The organism is Staphylococcus borealis, from assembly GCF_001224225.1.
GTDB lineage: Bacteria > Bacillota > Bacilli > Staphylococcales > Staphylococcaceae > Staphylococcus > Staphylococcus borealis.
On the sequence record NZ_CUEE01000008.1, the window covers coordinates 83,034 to 107,661 of the forward strand.

Annotated in this window: 20 protein-coding genes, 27 tRNA genes and 1 pseudogene; 3 read left to right on the forward strand and 45 right to left on the reverse strand. The window is 33.4% G+C overall.

All coding sequences use genetic code 11. The features are described 5' to 3' along the window. Positions 1-123 precede the first annotated feature (123 nt). Both AK212_RS09885 and prsA read left to right on the forward strand, forming a co-directional pair. Positions 124-681, forward strand: a complete 558-nt coding sequence (locus AK212_RS09885; protein ID WP_053030599.1) for a DUF3267 domain-containing protein — start codon at positions 124-126, stop codon at positions 679-681. A gap of 171 nt (positions 682-852) precedes the next feature. Beyond that, complete coding sequence (gene prsA, locus AK212_RS09890) at positions 853-1,824, forward strand: peptidylprolyl isomerase PrsA (protein ID WP_053030602.1); 972 nt, start codon at positions 853-855, stop codon at positions 1,822-1,824. A gap of 162 nt (positions 1,825-1,986) precedes the next feature. On the opposite strand, the gene yhaM is transcribed toward prsA, so the two are convergent. From yhaM to AK212_RS09930, 8 genes are all read right to left on the reverse strand, one after another. Next, positions 1,987-2,928: a 3'-5' exoribonuclease YhaM gene (yhaM, locus tag AK212_RS09895; protein WP_053030604.1), complete on the reverse strand. Its 942-nt coding sequence runs from the start codon at positions 2,926-2,928 to the stop codon at positions 1,987-1,989. Then, on the reverse strand, positions 2,925-5,861 hold the full coding sequence (locus AK212_RS09900) for an AAA family ATPase (RefSeq protein ID WP_053030606.1): 2,937 nt from the start codon (positions 5,859-5,861) through the stop codon (positions 2,925-2,927). The genes yhaM and AK212_RS09900 overlap by 4 nt, the downstream gene beginning before the upstream one ends. Then, the gene (locus AK212_RS09905) at positions 5,851-7,047 is read right to left on the reverse strand and encodes a metallophosphoesterase family protein (RefSeq protein ID WP_053030608.1); all 1,197 of its coding nucleotides are present in this window, start codon (positions 7,045-7,047) and stop codon (positions 5,851-5,853) included. The genes AK212_RS09900 and AK212_RS09905 overlap by 11 nt, the downstream gene beginning before the upstream one ends. A gap of 265 nt (positions 7,048-7,312) precedes the next feature. Then, a complete protein-coding gene (locus AK212_RS09910; RefSeq protein WP_011275418.1) occupies positions 7,313-7,657 on the reverse strand; it encodes a YlbF/YmcA family competence regulator in 345 nt (114 codons plus the stop codon). 69 nt (positions 7,658-7,726) lie between these two features. After that, complete coding sequence (locus AK212_RS09915; protein WP_053030610.1) at positions 7,727-8,857, reverse strand: DUF445 domain-containing protein; 1,131 nt, start codon at positions 8,855-8,857, stop codon at positions 7,727-7,729. 297 nt (positions 8,858-9,154) lie between these two features. Continuing rightward, a complete protein-coding gene (gene xdrA, locus AK212_RS09920; RefSeq protein WP_053030612.1) occupies positions 9,155-9,619 on the reverse strand; it encodes an XRE family transcriptional regulator XdrA in 465 nt (154 codons plus the stop codon). A 263-nt stretch (positions 9,620-9,882) separates the two neighbouring features. Beyond that, entirely contained in the window at positions 9,883-10,506 is a 624-nt protein-coding gene (locus tag AK212_RS09925) for a response regulator (protein ID WP_053030614.1), read from the reverse strand. Positions 10,507-10,528: 22 nt separating this feature from the next. After that, positions 10,529-11,638 carry a GAF domain-containing sensor histidine kinase gene (locus AK212_RS09930; RefSeq protein WP_053030615.1) on the reverse strand — a complete coding sequence of 370 codons (1,110 nt, stop codon included), beginning with the start codon at positions 11,636-11,638 and terminating at the stop codon, positions 10,529-10,531. A gap of 188 nt (positions 11,639-11,826) precedes the next feature. Here AK212_RS09930 and AK212_RS09935 point away from each other — a divergent pair, with 188 nt between their 5' ends. Further along, entirely contained in the window at positions 11,827-12,651 is an 825-nt protein-coding gene (locus AK212_RS09935; protein WP_053030617.1) for an RluA family pseudouridine synthase, read from the forward strand. On the opposite strand, the pseudogene AK212_RS13660 reads toward AK212_RS09935, so the two are convergent. From AK212_RS13660 to AK212_RS10100, 37 genes and pseudogenes are all read right to left on the reverse strand, one after another. Further along, a pseudogene (locus AK212_RS13660) lies at positions 12,652-12,744 on the reverse strand (IS200/IS605 family transposase); the annotation flags it as partial. A 539-nt stretch (positions 12,745-13,283) separates the two neighbouring features. Next, the gene (fumC, locus tag AK212_RS09940; RefSeq protein WP_053030619.1) at positions 13,284-14,669 is read right to left on the reverse strand and encodes a class II fumarate hydratase; all 1,386 of its coding nucleotides are present in this window, start codon (positions 14,667-14,669) and stop codon (positions 13,284-13,286) included. 192 nt (positions 14,670-14,861) lie between these two features. Further along, positions 14,862-15,269: a hypothetical protein gene (locus tag AK212_RS09945; protein WP_053030620.1), complete on the reverse strand. Its 408-nt coding sequence runs from the start codon at positions 15,267-15,269 to the stop codon at positions 14,862-14,864. A gap of 195 nt (positions 15,270-15,464) precedes the next feature. Further along, positions 15,465-15,614: an SAS053 family DNA gyrase inhibitor gene (locus tag AK212_RS13420; protein WP_107630288.1), complete on the reverse strand. Its 150-nt coding sequence runs from the start codon at positions 15,612-15,614 to the stop codon at positions 15,465-15,467. Between the two features lie 22 nt (positions 15,615-15,636). Continuing rightward, complete coding sequence (locus tag AK212_RS09950) at positions 15,637-16,236, reverse strand: 6-phosphogluconolactonase (protein ID WP_053030622.1); 600 nt, start codon at positions 16,234-16,236, stop codon at positions 15,637-15,639. 171 nt (positions 16,237-16,407) lie between these two features. Continuing rightward, positions 16,408-16,878, reverse strand: a complete 471-nt coding sequence (gene trmL, locus AK212_RS09955) for a tRNA (uridine(34)/cytosine(34)/5-carboxymethylaminomethyluridine(34)-2'-O)-methyltransferase TrmL (protein ID WP_053030624.1) — start codon at positions 16,876-16,878, stop codon at positions 16,408-16,410. Beyond that, positions 16,879-18,006 carry a tRNA epoxyqueuosine(34) reductase QueG gene (queG, locus tag AK212_RS09960; RefSeq protein WP_053030626.1) on the reverse strand — a complete coding sequence of 376 codons (1,128 nt, stop codon included), beginning with the start codon at positions 18,004-18,006 and terminating at the stop codon, positions 16,879-16,881. A 154-nt stretch (positions 18,007-18,160) separates the two neighbouring features. Continuing rightward, positions 18,161-18,883: an amino acid ABC transporter ATP-binding protein gene (locus AK212_RS09965; RefSeq protein ID WP_053030628.1), complete on the reverse strand. Its 723-nt coding sequence runs from the start codon at positions 18,881-18,883 to the stop codon at positions 18,161-18,163. Next, on the reverse strand, positions 18,876-20,330 hold the full coding sequence (locus AK212_RS09970; protein WP_053030630.1) for an ABC transporter substrate-binding protein/permease: 1,455 nt from the start codon (positions 20,328-20,330) through the stop codon (positions 18,876-18,878). The genes AK212_RS09965 and AK212_RS09970 overlap by 8 nt, the downstream gene beginning before the upstream one ends. Before the next feature lie 279 nt (positions 20,331-20,609). After that, positions 20,610-21,668 (reverse strand): PTS sugar transporter subunit IIC, encoded by a 1,059-nt coding sequence (locus tag AK212_RS09975; RefSeq protein ID WP_053030632.1) that lies wholly within the window; start codon positions 21,666-21,668, stop codon positions 20,610-20,612. A gap of 452 nt (positions 21,669-22,120) precedes the next feature. Beyond that, positions 22,121-22,204: transfer RNA gene (locus AK212_RS09980), tRNA-Leu, on the reverse strand. 44 nt (positions 22,205-22,248) lie between these two features. Further along, a tRNA-Gly gene (locus AK212_RS13425) sits at positions 22,249-22,323 on the reverse strand. 12 nt (positions 22,324-22,335) lie between these two features. Then, positions 22,336-22,410 (reverse strand) — tRNA-Gly (locus AK212_RS13430). A 12-nt stretch (positions 22,411-22,422) separates the two neighbouring features. After that, a tRNA-Gly gene (locus AK212_RS09985) sits at positions 22,423-22,497 on the reverse strand. 8 nt (positions 22,498-22,505) lie between these two features. Further along, positions 22,506-22,579: transfer RNA gene (locus tag AK212_RS09990), tRNA-Cys, on the reverse strand. Positions 22,580-22,584: 5 nt separating this feature from the next. Continuing rightward, a tRNA-Gln gene (locus tag AK212_RS09995) sits at positions 22,585-22,656 on the reverse strand. A gap of 14 nt (positions 22,657-22,670) precedes the next feature. Further along, positions 22,671-22,743 (reverse strand) — tRNA-His (locus AK212_RS10000). Positions 22,744-22,745: 2 nt separating this feature from the next. Beyond that, positions 22,746-22,819, reverse strand: a tRNA-Trp gene (locus AK212_RS10005). Positions 22,820-22,827: 8 nt separating this feature from the next. Continuing rightward, positions 22,828-22,911: transfer RNA gene (locus tag AK212_RS10010), tRNA-Tyr, on the reverse strand. Positions 22,912-22,917: 6 nt separating this feature from the next. Beyond that, positions 22,918-22,993 (reverse strand) — tRNA-Thr (locus AK212_RS10015). A 9-nt stretch (positions 22,994-23,002) separates the two neighbouring features. Then, a tRNA-Phe gene (locus AK212_RS10020) sits at positions 23,003-23,075 on the reverse strand. 11 nt (positions 23,076-23,086) lie between these two features. Then, a tRNA-Asp gene (locus AK212_RS10025) sits at positions 23,087-23,162 on the reverse strand. An 11-nt stretch (positions 23,163-23,173) separates the two neighbouring features. After that, positions 23,174-23,247: transfer RNA gene (locus AK212_RS10030), tRNA-Met, on the reverse strand. Positions 23,248-23,258: 11 nt separating this feature from the next. Beyond that, positions 23,259-23,351 (reverse strand) — tRNA-Ser (locus tag AK212_RS10035). 35 nt (positions 23,352-23,386) lie between these two features. Next, a tRNA-Asp gene (locus AK212_RS10040) sits at positions 23,387-23,462 on the reverse strand. A 9-nt stretch (positions 23,463-23,471) separates the two neighbouring features. Further along, a tRNA-Ser gene (locus AK212_RS10045) sits at positions 23,472-23,561 on the reverse strand. Between the two features lie 9 nt (positions 23,562-23,570). Continuing rightward, positions 23,571-23,644, reverse strand: a tRNA-Ile gene (locus AK212_RS10050). Positions 23,645-23,672: 28 nt separating this feature from the next. Further along, positions 23,673-23,746: transfer RNA gene (locus AK212_RS10055), tRNA-Met, on the reverse strand. 24 nt (positions 23,747-23,770) lie between these two features. Beyond that, positions 23,771-23,846: transfer RNA gene (locus AK212_RS10060), tRNA-Ala, on the reverse strand. A gap of 25 nt (positions 23,847-23,871) precedes the next feature. Beyond that, positions 23,872-23,945, reverse strand: a tRNA-Pro gene (locus AK212_RS10065). Between the two features lie 8 nt (positions 23,946-23,953). Next, a tRNA-Arg gene (locus tag AK212_RS10070) sits at positions 23,954-24,027 on the reverse strand. 11 nt (positions 24,028-24,038) lie between these two features. Then, positions 24,039-24,127 (reverse strand) — tRNA-Leu (locus AK212_RS10075). A gap of 14 nt (positions 24,128-24,141) precedes the next feature. Next, a tRNA-Gly gene (locus AK212_RS10080) sits at positions 24,142-24,216 on the reverse strand. Between the two features lie 3 nt (positions 24,217-24,219). Beyond that, a tRNA-Leu gene (locus tag AK212_RS10085) sits at positions 24,220-24,301 on the reverse strand. A 9-nt stretch (positions 24,302-24,310) separates the two neighbouring features. After that, positions 24,311-24,383, reverse strand: a tRNA-Lys gene (locus AK212_RS10090). Between the two features lie 5 nt (positions 24,384-24,388). Continuing rightward, positions 24,389-24,464, reverse strand: a tRNA-Thr gene (locus tag AK212_RS10095). A 20-nt stretch (positions 24,465-24,484) separates the two neighbouring features. Beyond that, positions 24,485-24,560 (reverse strand) — tRNA-Val (locus tag AK212_RS10100). Positions 24,561-24,628 lie beyond the last annotated feature (68 nt).

The window sequence follows — 24,628 nt, forward strand, 5'->3', positions numbered from 1 at the left end:
GTGATATTCATTTTGAATTAACACCACTCCTTTTATATTTATAGCAAATTGGACTTGACTGTTTACATTGATAGTTAGATAATACGTAGCGTATATAATTAAGACCTATTAAGAGGTGTCCTTATGTTCCTATGTAAACGTCAAATTGACATTCATGCACGGTTTGGTGTGCCAAGAATCGCATTTTTAAGTTTTACGATTACTATCATCGCGTTTTTAATAAGTTATGAAATCATGTACTATTTTGTAAATACACCTTTATCAGATCGCCATTTTGTGATTTTATTAGTATTTGCTGTATTGATGTACCCTATTCATAAATCAATCCACCTGCTCTTTTTCTTGCCTTATATGAATTCATTTAGAATTCATAAATTAAATAAGAAGCGGTGGTTACCTTATTTCAACACTTATGTAAGCACGCCAGTCCATAAACTATATTTTTGTATTAACTTGATTTTACCTTTCGTATTAATCACTTTCATTTTAATTGTATTAACGATGCATTTCCCACAATATGGCCACTATTTTATGTTTTTATTGGCTTTAAATTTTGGCATATCTGTAATGGATTTTTTATATCTTAAAATTATTATTTTTTCAAATGAAGGTCATTTTATCGAGGAACATCAAACAGGTATTAATATTTTAAATAAAGTGCCCTACCAATCATTTCATTAAAACAAACCATATCGAACTTAAAGCATGTCGCATGTTTCAGGTTCGATATTTTTTAATGCTAAAGTCCGATTAAATCTCGTACTTTAGCAGTATCTCGCCTATTTCTAATTGGTGATGCTTTCATAATATGTTATAGTAACTTTGTTATTAATGTAAAAGGAGCTATCAACCATGAAAATTATGAATAAATTAATTGTTCCAGTAACTGCAAGTGCTTTACTTTTAGGTGCTTGTGGATCAAATGCAACAGATTCTGAAAGTAATACATTAATCTCTTCCAAAGCTGGAGATGTAAAAGTGAAAGATGTAATGAATAAAATTGGTGATGAACAAATTGCAAGTACATCATTTAGCATTGCATTAAATAAAATTTTAGAAGATAAATACAAGGATAAAGTCGATACAAAAGATATCGAGGATGAAATAAAAAAAGAGCAAAAACAGTATGGTGGTAAAGATCAATTTGAAAGCATGCTTAAACAACAAGGTATGACTTTAAATGATTATAAAGAGCAGAAAAAACTTGCTGCATACCAAAAACAATTACTTGCTGATAAAGTTAAAGTGTCTGATAAAGAAATCAAAGATAACACTAAAAAAGCTTCTCACATTTTAATTAAAGTGAAATCAAATAGTGATGATAAAGAAGGTTTATCAGATAAAAAAGCAAAAGAAAAAGCTGAGAAAATCCAAAAAGAAGTTGAAAAAAATCCAGAAAAATTCGGAGAAATTGCTAAAAAAGAATCTATGGACGCTTCAAGTGCCAAGAAAAATGGTTCTTTAGGTTATGTTGTCAAAGGACAAATGGTAAGCAAATTTGAAAAAGCTTTATTCAAATTAAAAGAAGGTCAAGTTTCAGATGTAGTTAAAACCGACTACGGTTACCATATTATTAAAGCTGATAAAGAAAACGACTTTGATAAACAAAAATCTAAATTGAAAGCTAAACTAATAGAACAAAAAGTACAAAAAGATCCAGAAATTTTAACTGATGCTTATAAAGATTTATTAAAAGAATATGATGTTGATTATAAAGATAGTGATATTAAAAAAGCTGTAGAAAACACTATCCTAAATCCTGATAAACTTAAACAACAATCATCTTCAGATAGTTCTTCATCAGCATCAAGCTTATCTTCATAATTTTCAAAGATACTAATTAGAAAAGAAAGCGCAAGTTAGACCACATCATGAAGTCTAGCTTGCGCCCTTTTTTATTTAGTCATAACAATTTATAAAATAAGCGCTTTTACTTTCCATCGTAAATTGGCTTTACATAATGGATAAAGTAAAAACGCTTTTTTATTAATCTAATTTTTCTGGATTGTAGAACTGTCGATTTTCCATACCAAAAATACGTTCGGTAAATTGACCTTTATCTGTTTTCTTAAATGCTTTTTCAAACATATTCATCTTCGCGTCAATATTATCAATAAAGAATAATATTTCTGCTTCTTTTAAGTGTGGTAACTTAGGTGAACCAAATTCCATTTTACCATGATGGGCTAAAATCATATGTCGAAGTAACATGACTTCTTCACCATCAATGCCTAGTTCTTTAGCTGCGTCCGCAACTTCATCACTCGCTATCGAAATATGACCTAGTAAATTACCTTCAACCGTATACGTTGTTGCTACAGGTCCACTTAGTTCCCTTACTTTACCTAAATCATGTAAAATAATTGAACTATATAATAAGCTACGATTTAACAATGGATAAATATCACATAATGATTTAGCTATTTCTAACATGGTTAGTACGTGATAACTCAATCCGCTTGCAAAATTGTGATGATGTGAGCTTGCCGCTGGATACGTAAAGAATTTATCTTGGTACTTTTTCAATAAATGACGTGTGATACGCTGTAAGTTAGCATTTTCAATATCTAAAATATAGTGTGAAATGTTCTCTTGGATTTCGTCAGGTGTCAAAGGTGCACCATCTACAAAATCTTGTGTCTTTAAGCCATCTTCAGGTTTCGCTAATCTAAACTGATTGACTTTCATTTGTTTACGACCTCGATAGTTAATGACATCGCCTTTAACCCAAACAATCGTCTCTGGTTTAAGTATTTGCATATCTTCTTTACTCACTGTCCATAATTTGGCTTCAATGTCACCACTTTTATCTTGTAAGAATAATGTCATATAATCTTTTCCTTGAGCAGTAACACCTTGTGTAGCTCTATGGATTAAGAAGAAATTATCAACCGAATCTCCTGGATTTAGCTTTTCTACATTTCTCATCGTTTTCCGCCTTCCTCTACTTTATTTAATATGAGCATCTCTTTAGAAGGAATTGCAGTATCTTTCATACAAGTGAAGTACAATACTTGATAGTCTTTAGCTAATTCTCTTAAATAGTTTAACATCATTGATTTTCTTTGTTTATCAAAATGAACAAATGCATCGTCAATAATAATTGGGAATGGATAATATGGTCTTAATATCTTAATCAAACTAATTCTAAGTGCAATATATAATAATTCTTTCGTTGATTGACTTAGTTCAAGTGGGTGATACATTTGACCATTATGATGTTTAACCATTATTGTGTCATTTTCGTAGGTAATCAAATTATAATTACCTTGTGTGAGTGACGTGAAAATATTAACAGCTTCATTGATCACTTGTGGTAAACGTTTGTCCTTGATTTGCTTAATATGTTCATTAATAAGTGCTTCTAGATAACTTAAACTTGCCCAATCTTTAGCTAAATCATTCATTCTATTTTTTAAGTTATAGTATTCGTGTCTTAACTTAGATAATGTTTTGTCTGTTTCCATATAATTAATTTGAGCAGTCAAGTCACTGACTTCTGTTTGTTTATCTAAATATTGATCATTATAGTCATCTACTTGTTTCGCAAGCGTAGCGTCTTCTTCTTCTAATTGTGCAGTTGTCTTCTCGCTTAAATCTGAACTATCTTCATATGAGAAATCTTGGTTCTCAAGATATAATGTTAAATCATTAAATCTAGCTAATTGTTGATGATAAAGTTGATATTGCTCATACGATTGATAGTATGCCTCTTCACTTGAAACATCGATATAGTTAAATAATGTATCAATTGTATGCTCATTTTCTTCAAGTTGTTCTTTCAATTGTTTTAATTCATTACTTAATAACTCGATTTGATTTTTAAGTTGTTCTTTTTTCTCTCTTTTACTTTCATAATTAGAAATCCAATTTTTTAAATCCGTAAATAATGAAGCTTTATTGAATGGACTAATTTCATGTTCAGTATATTCATTCGCAATTTGATAAAATTGATCCAATTTTTGATTTACTTCTTGATATTGATGCTTTAATTTATTGCGATAGCTATCATTTGATTTCAGTTGATTCATTGTTTTGAAACTATCAAGCAATAGATCATCTGTCATGTTATTCGACAATTTCAAATTGGCTTTAACTTCATCTAATTGATGCTTAAGCGTATTGATTTGTTCTTCTGTGTTTTGTAGTAAACTTTCTTGATGATTTAATTTATTTGCTAAGACGCTCTTATTATTACTTGCGTTACTCCAACGCTCGCGAAGTTGAAATTGTTGATCTAAATCGAAGTTTAAATCATATTCAGATTCTAAATGATTAATTTGTTGTTCCAAATCATTTATTTCTTCACTAATTGATTCACTATAATCAATTTCCTTCGTTCTTACTAAGAAAATACCAATAATAAATACGACTGTTAAAATCGCAAAGATAATTCCGAATATAAGGTTCTGCGTTACAAAAGAGAAAATGGTTAAACCTAATCCGATGACTGAAAGTACTATGAAACTTAGTCTTAACCACCAATTTCTTTGTTGTTTTCTTTCTTTATCGGAATTAAATGTATCTTTGAGTTTGTTATACAGGTTTTCTTTTTCGTGTAGTTCTAGTTTTTGTTGATTATATTGTTTTTTCTTATCTAAAGCGTCTTCAGAGACTAATTCTTTTTCTAAATGATCAATTTCTTGTGTCAGTGCATTTTGTTCGATTTGATTTTCATCAATGGATCTTTCGATTTGTTGTTTCAATACGTTTTGTTCATTACGCGCTTTAATTGTTTCGCTAACATAGTTTTTCTTGGCTTCTGATGTGTCAGTATCGTGATGAACTTCTTGCCAACCAATGCTAGATTTCAAATCTACTTCTTGACGTTCATAATCATCAATTTCTTGTTCGAGTGCAGAAGATTTCAGTTCAGCCTGTTGAATTTCATTTTCGTCACGTGTTAAATCATAAATATGTTTCGCAGTAGTTTCATTTGAAACTGCAATTGCATTATATTCATGCTCTAATTGCTTTAATTTCTCTTCACGCAAGCTTATATCTCTAGTTAAAGATTGTTTGTAATTTGAAGCTGTTTCATAGCGTTCAATCCCCTTCTCAGGAAAACGCAATGGCTCGATATTTAATCTCTGTTCTAGATCTTTCCATTCTTGGGCTTGCTCATGTATAGCGAGTTGCTTCTGTTTACTTTCATGCATTTTAGATAATTGGTTTAAATTTGCTTTTAAATGTTGCAAATGACGTTGTGACTTATCTCTATCATCTACTAAACGATGATACTCATCCACCTTCGCCTCTTCTTCTCTAATTTGCGCTTCTAACTGTTTCAATTCCTCTAGTTGTTGATTTAGTATTGGATTTTTACCCGCTTTTTTATACAACGTTGTTTTCTTTTGACTGACCATTTTATTCATCATCGTAAATTCTGATGAACCGAGTGCGCCAGCTTCAAGTAAATAACTTTGTAATTGATCTTCATCTAAATTACGGTGAATATCTTGTAATCCAAGCACATTGAATGAGAAGATACCTTGATACGTTTTTTTAGAGATATAGTTTAATTTTTTCTTGAGCCATGCTTCATCACGAATTAAGCCATTTTCTAAATAAACTTTCACATCACCTGAAACGCTACCTTTAACCCGCTCAACAACAATTTCTGATTGGTCATCTAGAATAAGCGTCAGTTTACCCCCATACTGATTTCCCATACGAGGTTCTAATCGAGGCTCTTTCTCTTTTTTAGAAGGGAAGCCAAATAAAATGGAATGGATGAAAGCTTGAATCGTTGATTTACCCGCTTCATTCTCTCCAAAAATCTCAGTAAATTCACGATTAAATTCAATCTTACGATGTACAAATTGTCCATAACCATAGATTTCTAAAGATTTAATGATCATCACTTTCACCTCTCATAATTGCTTTTAAAATATTTTCAGCACGATTAACCAGTTCAACCTTATCAAAATCAGTATAGTCTTCTAGATATTTAGAAGCTCTAGGATTTAAATACAATTCCGTCATTGCTGTTTCAAATACTTTATTATCTTTAATTAAATCAGCTGAAAATTCCCTGACAAGAGGTGTTTCATCCATTTGGATATAATTAAATGTTAGCGATTCTATCATTACAAAATGGTGTTCATTCTCTTCGTAATCGTCAATCATTTCCTTAATCTGACTAATATCATGAGAAGATAATGGTTTATCACTATCTAAATTAACAGTTAATCTATAAAATGCTTTTCCATTAGAACGAACGCTTTCTTTGAATGATTGAATTGCTTCATAAATCTCTTGTTTAGAAACTTTATCTGTGTTGATTGTTGCTTCTTCAAATCGAATTTGCTGCGTTGGAATAAATGTTGCATTTAATCTTAAATGATCACCCTCAACTAATAAACATCCTTTAGGCCCTTGTTCCCCAAAGTGACGTCCTTGAATGTTACCCGGATAATGTATTGGGGGCATGTCGCTTAATTCTTGTCTTTCATGAATATGACCTAACGCCCAATAATGATATAATTTCTGATTTAAATCTTCCAAAATAAATTCAGTGTATCGATCTTTAGTTGACGATTTACTGTATGTACCATGCAGCATGCCAATATGGATTCCTTTTTTACCTTGACTTGATGGAAATTCATCAATCTTATTCTCATAACTTGCATCGTGTTGATAACTAAAACCATGGATAAAAATGGTTTCTCCATCTTTAGTAATAGCTTGATAAGTTTCTAATCTATTAGAGAATACTGAAACATTATTCGGCCAATCGTTCGTAATTTTTTCAGTTAATGGGTCATGATTACCATGACTTACATACACAAAAATTTGCTCTTTTTCTAATCGTTTAAATTGTTCCTTCAAAAATACTTCAGCACGCAATGTGCGATTCTCACTATCAAATAAGTCTCCAACGATGAGAACAAAATCAACTTCTTCTTTCAATGCAGTATCGACAATCTTCTTAAAGCTTTCATACGCACTGTTTTGAACATCTTCAAAAATGGATGGCGCCAAATGACTTTTAGATTTAAAGGGGCTGTCGAGATGCAAATCCGCACAGTGAATAAATTTTATCATTGATATTAGCTCCTTAATAGCATGTTCATATATCTTTATGTATTCCTATATTTTACCATAACTTGATTACTTGGGTCGAAGAACTTATGTATTAAAAAAAGGGAGCAGGACAGAATTCTTTTGAATTCGTCGTCCCACCCCCGCAAGGATGACTAGAACTGAGAAAAGCTTGATTTAAGCACCTTCTCAGTTCAGTCAGCTACTGCGAATTTGCTAAGTAGCATCATTATATTATTTATGTCCCAGACTGCTCAAATACTAACAATTAGTCAGCATAAATTTCATCTAAAGGTTTAACAATAATTTGGTTAATTTCTTGGAATACTTGGCTCATTTTTTGCTCAGCTTGCATTAATTCAGAAATATTTTCATCTTTTTCAATAGCTTGAGCTTGTTCTTGAGCTTTTGCTAAATCTTCTTCAGGAATTTCTTCACCTTGCATTTGTTTTTGTTGGAAACTTAATTGTGTTTCGCGGAATTCATCAAATAATTTTTTTGATTCTTCGTTATCTTTAACTTTAGAAAAAGCGTCTTTAATAGCTTTATACTCATCGCTATCTCTTAATGCTTGTTCTAGTTGATTTGCATAATCATATAAATTTACTGCCATATCTGTTTGCACTCCTTAGTGTAAAGTAATTTTTGACAACTCTTAATAACCATAACATATTATTTATAGTTAGACAAAGATTGCGACTAAACCTTGGAAAAATCCAATGATACCACCTAAAATAAAACCTAATGACATAATCAGTTTTAACTCTTTATTCGCAATTTCAATGATTAATTTTTCAATGTAATCTAAATCGAATGTATTAATTTGATCTTCAACCATTTGGCGTAAATTAATTTTAGTCATAATGGTTGAAAGGTGATTGGATGCCTGTTTAATAATTAAATCAGTCATTGTACTTGCTACCCCAGCTTGAAGATGATCAATTAACGTTGGTGCTAAATTCTTTAATGGCATATCCATTTTTTGATTTAATTGTAAATTCGTAGTAATTAATTGCACGACTGACTCAGTAATATGAGTGAATTGCTCTTCCTTTACAACTTGGCCTAAAGGCTGAGATTTAAGTGTTTCATATTCATCTCGAATCACTTTATCAATAATCACTTTAGCTTTTGGATGTCTGGTCAAACGTATTAATTCATGTTGAATTCGATCAGCAATACTTTCTTTCGTCATAAACATTTGTAATAACCCGACGATTTTACCTTTTTCAGTGAAGAAGGTATCTAACATGTCATAAATATCTCTCGCACCTTTATCTGATGAAAGATAATGACGTGCACGTTCTCTAATTAAATCACCCGCTTGTTCTAACTTCTCATCTGCCATGCTGATCACTTCTGCCGGCAATATTTCATTAATTGAGGTATCTTGTTTATCATAATAATATGAATTTAATTTATTTAATACTACGCGATTCATCTTATTATTAATTAGATCATCTATATCAAAATTAAATTGATGTGCAAACTTTCGAATAGTTGCATCATCTTTTCTTAAATTGGATAGTTGCTTACTTACTAAATCATTGATTGCATCACGCGTTTGAGGTTCGTTTAACTTATGCTTAATAACAGACTCCGTAATTAAATGTTCCTCTATCACTTGCCCTATTTTAGTAGCAATCTCTTCTCTTCTTTTTGGGATCAACCCTGGTGTAAAGGGTACACGCATTTTAAATAGATAATATGGTTTAAAGGGATGAAATAACATCCTAATCGCAATAACGTTTGTTACGCCACCAATAACAGCCCCTACTACCACCATAAATAGGATAACTAAAAAAGCCTGCATCTTAATTTCTCCTTAAAATTATTGTTACAATATGATGATTATATCACTTTGTAATTGATGATTCCTTTAATTTACACTTCATTTTAATAGATTATGGCGTTACAAAAAGAAAATTAAAAACGAGCCATGATATCAATATCACAGGCTCGCCTTAAAATTAGCAATCAGAACAAACTTAAGTTAAATTTGGACTTGCTGGTTATTTTAGATTTATAAATAAAATATTACTCGGAAGTGATTAAATCGATGAAGATTCTTCTATCACTTTCATACTGAATAATAATGATTTAACTATAATTAAACGTGCATTAATTCTTCTTTCGCATTTCTATTGAAGTATGTTTCAGCTTCTCTTAATTTTGAAGTACCAAAGATGGGTTGTTTTTCAGAGTTTAACACTCTATAAATATTACTTACTTTATTACTTTGTAAAATGAAGCCGTTACGCGTTTCAATTGTATTCCAATAAATATCACTTGTTGTTGAATGATTTGGATATGCACAATGATTACGAGAAATAGTTTGTACAATTTCCAAAGGATCGCAACCGAATGTATTATTTAGTACATCTGAATCTCTAAATAATGCACATATTGATACACATGTCGTCCAGTTCGGTAACACACGTTCTTTCTCAATTTGAACTAATGTTTTTTTTGAAAGGCCAATTGTTTGAGCCATTGTATCTTGCGTATAGCCCGCTTCAATACGAACCATTTTAAATTTTGTTTGAATTAAATCTGTGAAACTCTGTCTATCCATATTTTATTCTCTACCTTTCTAATAGGGGTTAATTTATCCGGACACAAGAAATTGCAATAATACACATTTCTTGAAACACAAATTACATCTTAATATATTTTCAATAAAATGAAAAGAGGAATTTTTGTTTTTGTAGACAATTTTATTAATGCCAAAATTATCAAAATAATTAAATTAATCGATTTTCGAACTTATTTGTCATATTTAACCACATTTATATGGCAATTGAACTCTATTACCCTATACATTTATAAAATATGATTTTATACTAGTCGATTTTCAATTGCATAAATTGCTGCTTGAGTACGATCAGTCACATTTAATTTGTTAAAAATATGACTCACATGTGTTTTGATTGTTTTTTCTGACACGAACAAAGTATTTGCGATTTCTTTATTTGTTTTACCTTTAACCATTTCTGCTAATACTTCTATTTCGCGTTTAGACAGCTTATTCGTGTTATGTGGTTTTGATGAAACTGTATCTAATACACTTTGAGCATCTGGATGAATAATACGTTTGTCATTCAATACGTCATGTATTGTTTCTATCAATTTTTGAGGTTCAACATCTTTCATTTCATATCCATCAGCTCCCTTATTAATTGCTGATATAACATGTTCATCATCCACATAACTCGTTAATACCAACACTTTAATATCTGGATAGTGTTGTTTCACATACTCTGTCACCTCAATACCATTCATTTCAGGCATAACCAAATCTAGTAGTATAATATCTGGTATATCATGTTCATTTAAATAATTAATTAGAGATTGACCATCTGCTAAACTAGCTAATACTTCTAAATCATTTACAGTTGACAATAGAAACTCAAGTCCTTGTCTTACAATATGATGGTCGTCAATTAGTATGACTGTTGCCACAATGATGACTCCTTTCACCTATTTATAAAGGGATACTGAATCGTAATGTTGTTCCTTTATTTAGCTTTGAATCTATTTTAAACTGCCCGTTTAATGCATAGATACGTTGATTTATATTTCTTAAACCTTGTGATGATTTATTGATTTCTTTATTCATGTCGAAACCAACACCTTCATCTTCTACACAAATCATCAACCGTTCTTTTTCTTGTTTTAAAATAATATGTATTGCATTGGTTTGAGCATGCTTTTTAGTATTGTTAATACATTCTTGTAAAATTCTATAAACGTGTTCTTCTATGATGTTAGATAAGTCAATCAATCCATCAACATCGATAGTTACATCCATATTTAGAATTTGGGCATATTGCTTTAACGCGTGTACTAACCCATGCTCAAGTCCTACTGGTTTGAGTTGCCAAATTAATGAACGCATTTCATTAACAGCACTTTGACTTGTTTCTTCAATCGTCTTAAAGGCTTTTTTTGCCATTTCATCAGTTGTTATATCATGTGCTGCATGGGCTGTTAATTTTAAAGAAAATAATAGTTGGTTAACTGAATCATGTAAATCTCTTGCTAAACGATTTCGCTCATTTATTCTAGCCGCCTCTTTTTCTTGATCCGTTAAATATATACGTTTAATGGCAGAACCTATTTGTAAAGCTACAGATTCTAATAAAGCTAAATCCTCTTCACTATAATGTGTTGTATAAGGTGACGCAACATTAAGTAACCCATATTGTTCCGTTCCAGACCGTAATGGCACTGTTGCATGATGGGTGACACCTTCTGTTTCTGCTTTATATGTTTGATTCGCTATATTTATTCTAGAACAGTTAATAATATTAGATGCTGTTGTTAAACGACCATGATGATATGCAGTTACGCACCAACAAGACCCTTCTTTCATATAACGACAATGATTTCTTTTTAATGCACCTGGAAGATCGACATCAGCTACGATTTCATGTTCTCCATCATCATCTATAAAGAATATCCATCCAGTCGTAAAGTTGCTTCCTTTGATTAAATAATTTAGAGCGCCATGCATCATGTCATATAATTCCGTTTCTTCATTGAGATATTCTGCTATCTCTTTTAATAATGCTAAACGTGTCGGTTTTTCCATCAAATCGCTCCAATTACTCAAATTTGCATTAGTATTATTATACAGTGAGATTTAAATTTTTAAAAACATAAAAATATTTAAGTTACATATCGTTCTACGTAATGGTGATTTTCATATAAATATGTTTAAGTACATCAATAGCAACTGAAGATATGATATGATTAATGCGAATGCTATAGGAGGAAATTATGAAGTTTAAAATACCTGAGAATTATAATCAAAATACATTGAGAGAAATCTTTCAATCATTGAAATTACCTAAAAAAGATTTACACCAATTAAATATGTCAAAAGAAATAACGATTAATCATCAGCCCGCTAAATTAACAGACAAAGTGGTTACTGGTGATGACGTTTTTATCCCTACTCCTGAAGAAAAAAGTAATTATTTACCTAGTTATCGTTATGCACAAATTAGTTATGAAGATGATGATTTAGCTATTGTAATGAAACCTAAAGGTGTTAAGACACACCCAAATGATTTAAAAGAAAGTAATACGCTAATGAATCACGTTATTTACACCCTAGATAGTGATTATGTAGAACCTATCCATCGCTTAGACCAAGAAACAGTTGGTTTACTTATTGTGGCGAAGAACCCTTTAATGAAAAAAATTCTAGATCGTATGTTAGAAGAAAATGAAATTACTAGAATATATAAGGCGAATGTTAAATCTTTGTTACCTATTAAACCTCAAACGATTGATAGTCCAATAGGTAAAGATAAATTCCATCCTAATAAACGTCGAATTTCAAACACTGGTCAACGCGCAATTACACATATTCTATCTTCTAAAATGATAAAAGAAGGCGTATGCCAATTAGATATTAAATTAGATACTGGTCGTACGCATCAAATTCGAGTTCATTTAGCCGAAATTGGTCACCCTGTAATTGGAGATCCTTTATATGGCGATTCAACATTACGTCAGTTAGAACTTAATAGTCATAAAATTGAATTTAAACATCCATTAACTCAAGCACTCATCTCCGTTAGCCTAGATGATGAATAAAAAAATCACTTGTCTTCTATATTTTGGTGCAAAGACGATGTGATACTTACAATTTCATTTTGTATGTGCTAAACTGTTTATGTCGGATGACATTAAATAGCATCTCCTCGTGTTGAATATTTGGTTGGCTGACCAATATATATTCTAGCACGTAGAGATGCATTTTTTTTAGATAACGGTGAAACCTTTTCTGGGGAGCGGGACAAAAATAATATAATGAAGCTATTTAGCAAATTCGCAGTAGCTGACTGAACTGAGAAGGCGCTTAAATCAAGCTATTCTCAGTCCTAGTCATCCTTGCGGGCGGGGCAGAATTTCATCAAGAAATTCTACAAGCAAAGCAAGCTGGGAGTCGGGGCCCCAACAAAGAGAATTTCATCAAGAAATTCTACAAGCAAAGCAAGTTGGGAGTCGGGGCCCCAGCAAAGAGAATTTCATCAAGAAATTCTACAAGCAAAGCAAGCTGGGAGTCGGGGCCCCAACACAAAAAATCACGAAAGTGATTTTACAAGCTAAGCAAGTTGGGGTTACGACGAATTTAATAGAATTCTGTCCCACTCCCTACTTTATACAATGAGAGTAACTGTCAATATCAGTCGACAGTTACTCCCTTATTTTTTTATGCGTTTTAATTAATGTGGATCTACCATATCTTCAGGTTTAATCCATTCTTTAAATTGTTCTTCTGTAACATGTCCAGATTGGATAGCAGATTCTTTTAAAGTTAATCCTTCTTTATGTGCTTTTTTAGCAATTTGAGCAGCTTTTTCATAACCAATATGAGGGTTTAAAGCAGTTACTAACATTAATGATTGATTTAAATAATTATTAATGTTTTCTTCAATTGGTTCAATGCCTATCGCACAGTTATCATTGAATGTTTGCATACCATCTGCAAGTAAGTAAATTGATTGTAATGTGTTATGAAGTATTACTGGTTTAAAGACATTTAATTCAAAATTACCTTGTGAACTTGCAATACCTACTGTTGTATCATTACCCATAACTTGAACTGCAACCATTGTAAGCATTTCGCATTGTGTCGGATTTACTTTACCAGGCATAATTGATGATCCTGGTTCATTTTCAGGAATTGAAATTTCTGCAAGTCCCGCTCTCGGACCAGATGCTAACCATCTAATATCATTTGCGATTTTCATCAAGTCTGCTGCTAACGCTTTTAACGTACCATGTAATTGAACAACTTCATCATGAGATGTCAATGCATGGAATTTATTGTCAGATGATACAAAGTCATATCCAGTATTGTCTGAGATAAATTTAGCAACCTTATTACCAAATTCTGGATGCGCATTAATACCTGTACCAACAGCAGTTCCACCGATAGCTAAGCTTAAGATATGTTTTTTTGATTCTGCTAGTAATTCTTCACATTTATCTAACATATAACGCCAGCCACTGATTTCTTGTCCTAATTTAATTGGTGTCGCATCTTGTAAATGTGTTCTACCAATCTTAATAATTGATTGATACTTATCCTCTTTTTCTTTAAAAGTATCACGAAGATGTTTTAAAGCGGGTTCAAGTTTTGTTTCAACTTCATGATATAACGCAACATGCATTGCTGTTGGGAATGTATCATTTGAACTTTGAGATTTATTCACATCATCATTAGGATGAATTGATTCGTCAATACCTTGCTCTTTTAAATATTTATTTGCTACAAAGCTAACAACTTCATTAACGTTCATATTACTTTGAGTACCGCTTCCTGTTTGCCAAACAACAAGTGGGAAATGTTCATCTAATTCCCCTTTTAAGATTAAATCACAAGCGTAAACGATGGCATCTTTTTTAGCATCACTTAATTTTCCTAATTCATGATTGGCTAATGCTGCACCTCTTTTTAATTGGGCAAATCCATAAACCACTTCAATTGGCATACGTTCTTTACCCACTGGAAAGTTTCGTTTACTTCTCTCCGTTTGAGCACCCCAATATTTATCTCCAGGTACTTCAATTTCTCCGAATGTATCGTGTTCAATTCTTACTGACATGCGAAAATCTCCCCTTATACAATTATTTAACCATAGTATAGCATTATTTAAATTAAAGGGGCAACGCATTATTAAAGCGGTTTCAACAAATTAAATTCAAGCTCAAATTAAAAAATAACGGTTAGAATATGGATGCATTATTCTAATCGTTATTTTTGATACACTATTCAATTGTTCTTCACCGAAGTAACCTTATTCGTGCTCGCTATATTCATATTTAACTTTAACTGCTTTAATAACTGCTAAAGCGCTTAAAATATATAACACCACACTAATGATCAATGTAAAAGGACTTAATTGAATTAGAAAGCCTATAAATCCCGTGAGTTGTGCATAAAAATCATTTAAAGAATACATTAAAATACCAGTTATTAAAATACAACATAGCACACTTATGAATACACCTGTTTGATTACTTTTGATGAAAGGTTGCGCACTTATATTTTCAATTAAACCGTTGGATAAGTTTAATTGCAATTTAATAATTTTAAACAATATAGGTAGATAAAGTGCACCAAATGCGATTGGGAATCCTTTAATTGAAAGTAAACTAATCAAAATAGTGGCAATCGTTAGTGGAAGCCAATATTTATGTAACATTTTACGCTCTCCTTATATTTAATGATTGAAGTATATTTTACCATATTTCATAATGCATTAAATTGTATTCAGCCGTTAAACTCATAAAAATTTACATTTACTTAGTATGCTTGTTTCCTAAAAAAAATAAACTCGAGACATCTTTAAAGGTCTCAAGTTTATATTAATCAAAAGTATTCGTTTTAAAGCTATCAACTATTCATGCGATTGATTTAATTTGTCCTCATCATTTTCTTCAGAAATTTGTTCCATCTCTTTGCCTAAGGTTTTTAAATCATCTAAATCTTGCACCATCGCATTTTCTTCTTCACGATAATTTAGTTCCGAATCTTTATTTTCAGCCATTTGTCAAACCTCACTTTTAAATTTAAGCGAATCTAGCAGTGAAATATGCTTTAACATCTTCAGGTAAACCTTCAGCAGCCGCTCTATCTAACACGACTGTTACCATTCTATGTGCTTTAAGATCAGAAGGTTCAAAGCTTGATTTACCATTTTCTTCATAAAGTTTTTTAACAACCTCACGTTTATTTGCACCAGTCACAACTAATACAACTTCACGTGATTTTAATAAACCTTGTCTTACGTTTACATTTAAACTACCCGCTTCATCAATAGATGTAACTTGTAGAATTAATTTTCCTTTATTTTCTTTCGTCTTAATTTTATCATCAATTAAAGACGCCGCATCATCATCAAAATTAATTGGATAAATTTGGCTAGCAGGTACGCCTAACGCCTCATAAAATGAACGATTATCATCATAATCCAAAATATTTATTTGACTAAAATCGACTGCATGATGATCAACATCTTTCTTTAGTTCATCTAATACTGGTGCCGCATCTTTTGATAAATGAATGCCAGCAATCGTTGTAGGATTGTTATTAAATTGCTTTCTAATGATATCTGCTGTGTATTCAGCTACGTGTTCTACATCATTAAATACTTTAAAGTTCATTGCCATTGTCTTTACACTCCTCTTAGTTCATCAATGTCTTATAAATAACGTATTATTTATTAGAATACCCTTGTAGACATTAAATCAAACTATTTTAAAAATGTTATATTAAATCACTAATAAATATAACATTTTTTAATAAAAAGATGCATTGAATTTCAACTTTCAAATTAACGTTTACGATAAACCAGGAAAGTTTTGTTGTCGTAACGCTTCATAGATTAACAATGCTGCTGTATTAGATAAATTCAATGATCTAATATTCTCACTCATAGGAATTCTTAATGCTGTATCCGCGTATTTCTCTTTAACCCAATCAGGTAATCCAGTTGTTTCCCTACCAAATATAAAATAATAATCTGTATTCTCTTTAGCGAAATTAAAATCGCTATAAGTTTGTTTACCAAATTTAGTTAATAAATAATATTCACCATTTGTAATATCAAAGAAGTCTTCAATACTTTCATGATAGGTAATATTAACGTGTTCCCAATAATCAAGACCAGCTCGCTTTAACATTTTATCATCCGTACTAAACCCTAATGGTTTAATCAAATGCAAATGTGTATTTGTCCCTGCACAAGTACGAGCGATATTACCTGTATTAGCAGGAATTTCTGGTTGAAATAAAACAATATGATTTGTCATTTAAAGTTTCCTCATTTCTAATCCTTTTATCATTTCATTTTGAACTTCTTCAAGTTCATGTTCATAGTTTTCATCTATGAATTCACGTGCTTCTTCTCCTAGAATTTGGCCGATTGCCCAGTACGCAGTTCCCCTAATCATTGGCCTTGGATCATTTAATGCTACTTCTTTAAGTTCAGGTATAGCGGCAACTTCATTAAAGTGTGCTAATGCAATAATAGCGTTACGTTGAATTGGTTTTTTTCCACGCCAAGCACCTGCTAAATGACCATAAGTTTGTTTGAATTCTTTATTGCTCATTTGTAATAATGGTACTAATCGTGGTTTCAATATCTCAGGTTCTAGTATAATATCATCATGTTTCGTGTTTATTCCTTTATTTTTAGGACAAACTTGTTGACATGTATCACATCCATATAAACGATTACCTATTTTATATCTATATTCATCTTGTAGGTATCCTTTAGTTTGTGTTAAAAAGCTAATACACTTTTGAGCGTTTAATTGACCATTTCCAACAAGTGCTCCCGTAGGACACCTATCAACACATATCGTACAGTCACCACAGCTATCAAGAATTGGATCATCTGGCTCAAATGGTATACTCACTAACATTTCTCCTAAGTAAGTCCAGGTACCTAAATCGGGGTTAATGATAAATCCATTTCGACCTGCAAATCCAAGTCCAGCTCGCTCTGCAACTGCCCTATCGGATAACACGCCAGTATCAACCATACTCTGCATTTCTACTTCGGGCACTTTAGATTGTATAAAATACGCAAGTTTATCTAAACGCTTTCGCATAATTGAGTGATAATCTTGTCCCCAAGAAGCGCGTGCAAACATCCCTCGACGATCACCTCTAACACTTTTAGGTGCACCTTTAAGTTTATTTGGATATCCAACAGCTATTGCTATAATTGAACGTGCAGTAGGCAAACTTAATTTTGGCTCAGTTCGTAATGCAATATCTGATTCTTCAAACCCTGAAGCATAGCCTTTTGCGTGATAATCTTCTAATTTCTTTTTAAGTTCATCAAATGGATCAGCTGTAGTAAAACCAATGCTATCTATGCCTATTGAATATGCATAATCGATAATTTCTTCTTTAAGCCAATTATAATCCAATACATTTGCCTCCTTAAAAAGGATACATATGACATTTTAACACAATCCTCTTAAAGAAATCGTTAATTATTTATGGACTATTTAAGTATCTTTACATTTTAATAGGAGTCTGAAACGTATATGTCTCAGACTCCTTAATCAGTCATTATTATTTCTATAGTACTCTAGATAAAAAGTTTTGTGTTCTTTTATGCTTCGGTGACTGAAATAGTTGTTGAGGTGAACCTTCTTCTACAACGTATCCATCAGCCATAAAAATCACTTTATCACTTACATCTCTCGCAAATCCCATTTCATGAGTCACAACAACCATTGTCATACCTTCTTTAGCTAAATCTTTCATGACATTGAGCACATCGTATACAACTTCCGGATCCAATGCAGATGTAGGTTCATCAAATAATATGATATCTGGATGCATAGCCAATGCCCTAGCTATCGCAACTCTTTGCTTTTGCCCGCCGGATAATTGTGAAGGATAAACATCAGCTTTATCTTCAAGTCCCACTTTTTTTAGTAATGCAAGTGCCTCTTGTTTCAATTGATTTAAATCGTTCATATTTAGTAACTTAGGTGCCAAAACGATGTTATCCAAGACTGTTTTATGTGGAAATAAATTAAAATTTTGGAATACCATTCCCATTTTTTGACGTAATTTATTTAAATTATTATTCTGATGAGTCAGTTCAGTTCCCTCAAAAATAACCTTTCCACTAGTTGGTGTCTCTAACAAATTTATACATCTAAGCAGCGTGCTTTTACCACTTCCAGATGGTCCGATGATGGCTAAAACTTCACCTTTATTTATTTCCAAATTAATATCTTTAAGTACTTCAATTTTATCAAATTTTTTAGTTAAATTTTCTATTTTAATCACTTGCTTTCATTCTCCCTTCAATTAAACTCATAACGCTTGATAATGAGAAAGTTAATATAAAGTACATACATGCAGCTATGATTAATGGTGTGAAAGGATCAAATGATATACCTTGTACAACTTGAGCGTTGAACATAATTTCACCAACACCAATTGTAGATATAATAGATGATTCTTTTATTAAAGTTACAAATTCGTTTCCTAAAGCTGGTAATATATTTTTAAATGCTTGAGGTAATACAATATGAATCATTGTTTTTGAATAATTTAAACCTAAGCATTGCGCAGCTTCAGTTTGACCTTTATCAACTGCATTAATTCCAGCTCTTATTATTTCTGCAATATAGGCAGAAGAGTTTATGACTAATGCAATCGTTCCACAAATAAGTGCAGAAATATCTAACCCTAAGAGTGCAGTTGTTCCAAAAAAGACTATAAAAACTTGCACTAACATTGGTGTTCCTCTCAAAAATGCGATGTAAATTGACGCTGGCCATGAAAGAATTTTAAATTTACTAAGTTTTGCAAGTGCAATAAATGATCCAATAATCGCTCCACAAACTACACCGATTAAAGAAATAAGTACAGTATTTTGCAATCCTTTAACGAAGAAAGTGCCATACTTTTGAATAAAACTACCATCGTCAACCATTTGTTCTGAAGCTATATTCATATATTTATTGATTAAATTTTGGTCTTTAACATTTTTGATTGACTCATTTAGATGTTGTAATAAAATAGGTGAGTCTTTAGGTAAAGCAATGACTGTAGGTTTTTTCTCCTCATTAAATGAAACATTGGCAATTTTTAAATCTTTATTTTGCTTAGCGTAGGCTTCAGCTACTGGCTTTTCAATAACTAATCCATCAATTTTTTTACTTTTCAAAGCTAAAATTGCATCTGGTAAACGATTGAGTGAACTTAATTGTGCATTTTCTATTTCTTGCTGCGCAATTTTTTCTTGCTCACTGCCCTTTTGAGCGCCTATTTTTTTATTTTTAAAATCATTTAACGTATGGAATACATCACTATTATTTTCTCTAATTAACATTACATTACCTGTTTCCATGTATGGTTCTGAAAAATCTACTTCTTTTTTCCTTTCAGGTGTAGACGTCATACCAGATATAATAATGTCTATTTTCCCAGTTTTTAAAGCGCCAAGTAAACTATCAAATTGCATATTAACAATTTTTAATTTTAAATGATTATCTTTTGCAATTTTTTTAGCTAATTCAATATCTACACCCACATATTCTGTCTTACCATTTTTTGTTTTTTCAAATTCCAGTGGTGCATAATCGGCTGATAGTCCTACTCTTAATTCACCTCTTTCTTTAATTTTATTCCAAGTTGCATCTTCATCAGCTAATACCATTGGTTGTATGTATATCAATGTCAAACTAATTAAGATTGCTATAGTTAGTACTTTAGTAATTATTTTCATAAGCAACCTCCTTTAATTAATTCATTATTATACATATAAATGAATTAATATACAATAGTGTATTTAAAAAAAAGGAGTTAGACAGAATTCTTTTTAAATTCATTGTCCAACTCCCAGCTTGCTTAGCTTGTAAAATGTATTTATAAAATTTTTTATTGACCACACGCAAGCATGACTATAATGAAAAACACATCTTTAGTGTTTTAACAGTTCAGTCACCTACTGCGAATTTGTATAATAACTTCAATATTATATATATTCCTGGCTCGTAAGTAAGCTTTATTGCTTAGGTATTTCAAATTTATAAATACCATCATGATAACTAGGAATTAATTTTTTGCATATTTCATGAATAATAAATGCACTCACAAATGGAATTATCAAGTAACCAAAAATAAGTAAAATAATATTCATTGTTGCATCACCAGGCATTCTATTAAAGGCATTGATTGGTCCAACTAAACCTGTGTACCCAAATCCAGCAGATAATGGTGTACCTTTAATTCCAATGGCGTATGCTAATACTCCTGATACGATACCATTTAAAGTTAGTGGAACCGCAATGATTAAATGCTTTAAATATACAGGTATCATCATTTTTGCAGCACCAATGAGTAATACAATATTAACACCCATTGAATTAACTCGTATTGATCCAAATATGAAAGTAACACAAGCAGCTACAATTCCCATATTGGCTGCACCACTTCCTAAACCAGTTAAGCTTATAGCTGTGGCAATAGCAACTAATGAAATCGGTGTAACCATCAATAATGAGAACGTTACACTTATCAAAATTGACATGATGAGTGGATTCAAAGCTGTAAATGAATTTACCATATGACCAAGACCTTTAGTTATGGTTTGTACATAAGGTAATGTTAAAAGTCCAATTAAACCACTTGCAACAGGAATTAAGACTGGTAATATAATCATTTCAAGTGATCCTAATTTCCCTTGCAAAAACATATATAATGCACACGCTATAATGACAACTAAAATAATATTAATAATATCACCGATGCCCTTTAATGCAATACCTTTAGAAGTGAATTGTACCGCTCCAGATCCAAGCATAGCAGCTACACCAACCATACAAGACCCTGCACCATTAAACTTAAATTGATGTGCCGCTAAAACACCGATAATAAATGCCATAAATGATTGAATAATAATCACTAAATGAAATACTAATTGAAGTAATGGATGATTATCCATAAATAATTTTAAAAATTCTCCCAACAATGCATTTGGCAATAAAGCAATGACAACTCCAGCCCCTACAGCATTGAGAATATTACTAAAAAAATACTTTAAACTTATGCGTTGTTTACTCATAGTAGCCTCCGATTTTAAACATTAGCTTTATATTAGTACAATCTACCCTGTTTAACAATATGAACAAATAAGTTTTAATCAAAAATTAATGTTGAGACTATCAATACAAACAATAAAAAAAGTTATTTAAAAATAATTATCAAATAAAGTTTTAATTTGTTTTATCATATCCTAAAATCTGAGCAATTTTCTATTGATATAACAATGCAAGATTAAGGTCATTTACTAAAAGAAACTTATGAAAAAGATAATAAGAAAGCAGTACATATAATTGAAAATATATAATTTCTAGTGACCAAACCAGTGACCATAATTGTCATCTCAAAATATTTCAGTGACCACCCAATGACCAAAAAATAGTTTCTAAAGGTGTCTAAAAGCATAAAAAAAGAGTGAAAACATTGATTTAACAACATTTTCACTCTAAAAATTCCTAACAGAATTTAAAAGTATACCGGCGGTCGGGGTCGAACCGACACTCCAATACAGGAACGGGATTTTGAGTCCCGCGCGTCTGCCAATTCCGCCACGCCGGCTCAATTTTTGATAAATAAAAAACTTCCATTTGGAAGCAAAAACTTGGAGCGGAAGATAGGATTTGCACCTATATCTCGTTCCGGGAAGGAACGTATTCTAAAAGTTGAAATACTCCCGCATTATTAGAATATGGAGCGGAAGATAGGATTTGCACCTATACCTTGTTCCGGGAAGGAACATATTCTAAGAGTTGAAATACTCCCGCATTATTAGAATATGGAGCGGAAGATAGGATTCGCACCTATATCTCATTCCGGGAAGGAATGTGTTCTAAGAGTTGAACTACTCCCGCATCGTGCATGGAGGCGGCAACCGGATTTGAACCGGTGATAAAGGTTTTGCAGACCTCTGCCTTACCACTTGGCTATGCCGCCAATAACTGGGCTAGCTGGATTCGAACCAGCGCGTGACGGAGTCAAAGTCCGTTGCCTTACCGCTTGGCTATAGCCCATTAATAATATTAAGGGCGGTTGAAGGGAATCGAACCCTCGAGTGTCGGAACCACAATCCGATGCGTTAACCACTTCGCCACAACCGCCATGGCAGGGACAGTAGGAATCGAACCCACATCAAAGGTTTTGGAGACCTCTATTCTACCGTTGAACTATGTCCCTATTATAGATGGTGGAGGGGGGCAGATTCGAACTGCCGAACCCGAAGGAGCGGATTTACAGTCCGCCGCGTTTAGCCACTTCGCTACCCCTCCAAGAGATGGTGCCGGCCAGAGGACTTGAACCCCCAACCTACTGATTACAAGTCAGTTGCTCTACCAATTGAGCTAGGCCGGCATAGTGAAATGGTTCAGGACAGAGTCGAACTGCCGACACATGGAGCTTCAATCCATTGCTCTACCAACTGAGCTACTGAACCGTAATAAGTAATGGCGGTCTCGACGGGAATCGAACCCGCGATCTCCTGCGTGACAGGCAGGCGTGTTAACCGCTACACTACGAGACCTAAAAATGTAATTGCGGGAGGCGGATTTGAACCACCGACCTTCGGGTTATGAGCCCGACGAGCTACCGAACTGCTCCATCCCGCGATAATAATTAATGGCGGAGGAAGAGGGATTCGAACCCCCGCGGCCCGTTAAGGCCCTGTCGGTTTTCAAGACCGATCCCTTCAGCCGGACTTGGGTATTCCTCCACTAATTAAATGTAAATTACTATAAAATTGATAAATGGCGGTCTCGACGGGAATCGAACCCGCGATCTCCTGCGTGACAGGCAGGCGTGTTAACCGCTACACTACGAGACCATTAAAATACGGAGGAAGAGGGATTCGAACCCCCGCGAGCCGTTAAGCCCCTGTCGGTTTTCAAGACCGATCCCTTCAGCCGGACTTGGGTATTCCTCCAAAATTATATGGACCTTGCAGGACTCGAACCTGCGACCGAACGGTTATGAGCCGTTAGCTCTAACCAACTGAGCTAAAGGTCCAAATTATAATTCTACAACTAATAAGTAGTGGCGGTGGAGGGGATCGAACCCCCGACCTCACGGGTATGAACCGTACGCTCTAGCCAGCTGAGCTACACCGCCGTTATCTAGTTTGTAAATGTAATATGGTGGAGACTAGCGGGATCGAACCGCTGACCTCCTGCGTGCAAAGCAGGCGCTCTCCCAGCTGAGCTAAGCCCCCATATTGTATTTAAATAAAGTTCCTATCGGGAAGACAGGATTCGAACCTGCGACCCCTTGGTCCCAAACCAAGTGCTCTACCAAGCTGAGCTACTTCCCGTAAGAGAACGCGCCCGATAGGAGTCGAACCCATAACCTCTTGATCCGTAGTCAAACGCTCTATCCAATTGAGCTACGGGCGCAAAATTATATATGGTGCCGAGGACCGGAATCGAACCGGTACGGTGATCTCTCACCGCAGGATTTTAAGTCCTGTGCGTCTGCCAGTTCCGCCACCCCGGCACTATATTAAATAATGGAGCGGAAGACGGGATTCGAACCCGCGACCCCCACCTTGGCAAGGTGGTGTTCTACCACTGAACTACTTCCGCGTATGCGGGTGAAGGGAGTCGAACCCCCACGCCGTAAGGCGCTAGATCCTAAGTCTAGTGCGTCTGCCAATTCCGCCACACCCGCGTATACATGTGAGCCATAGAGGATTCGAACCTCTGACCCTCTGATTAAAAGTCAGATGCTCTACCAACTGAGCTAATGGCTCAAAGATGGTGCCGGCCAGAGGACTTGAACCCCCAACCTACTGATTACAAGTCAGTTGCTCTACCAATTGAGCTAGGCCGGCTATTTAGTTTTAAGTTTAAATGGTGGAGAATGACGGGTTCGAACCGCCGACCCTCTGCTTGTAAGGCAGATGCTCTCCCAGCTGAGCTAATTCTCCATTACTATATGCCTGGCAACGTCCTACTCTAGCGGAACGTAAATCCAACTACCATCGGCGCTAAGGAG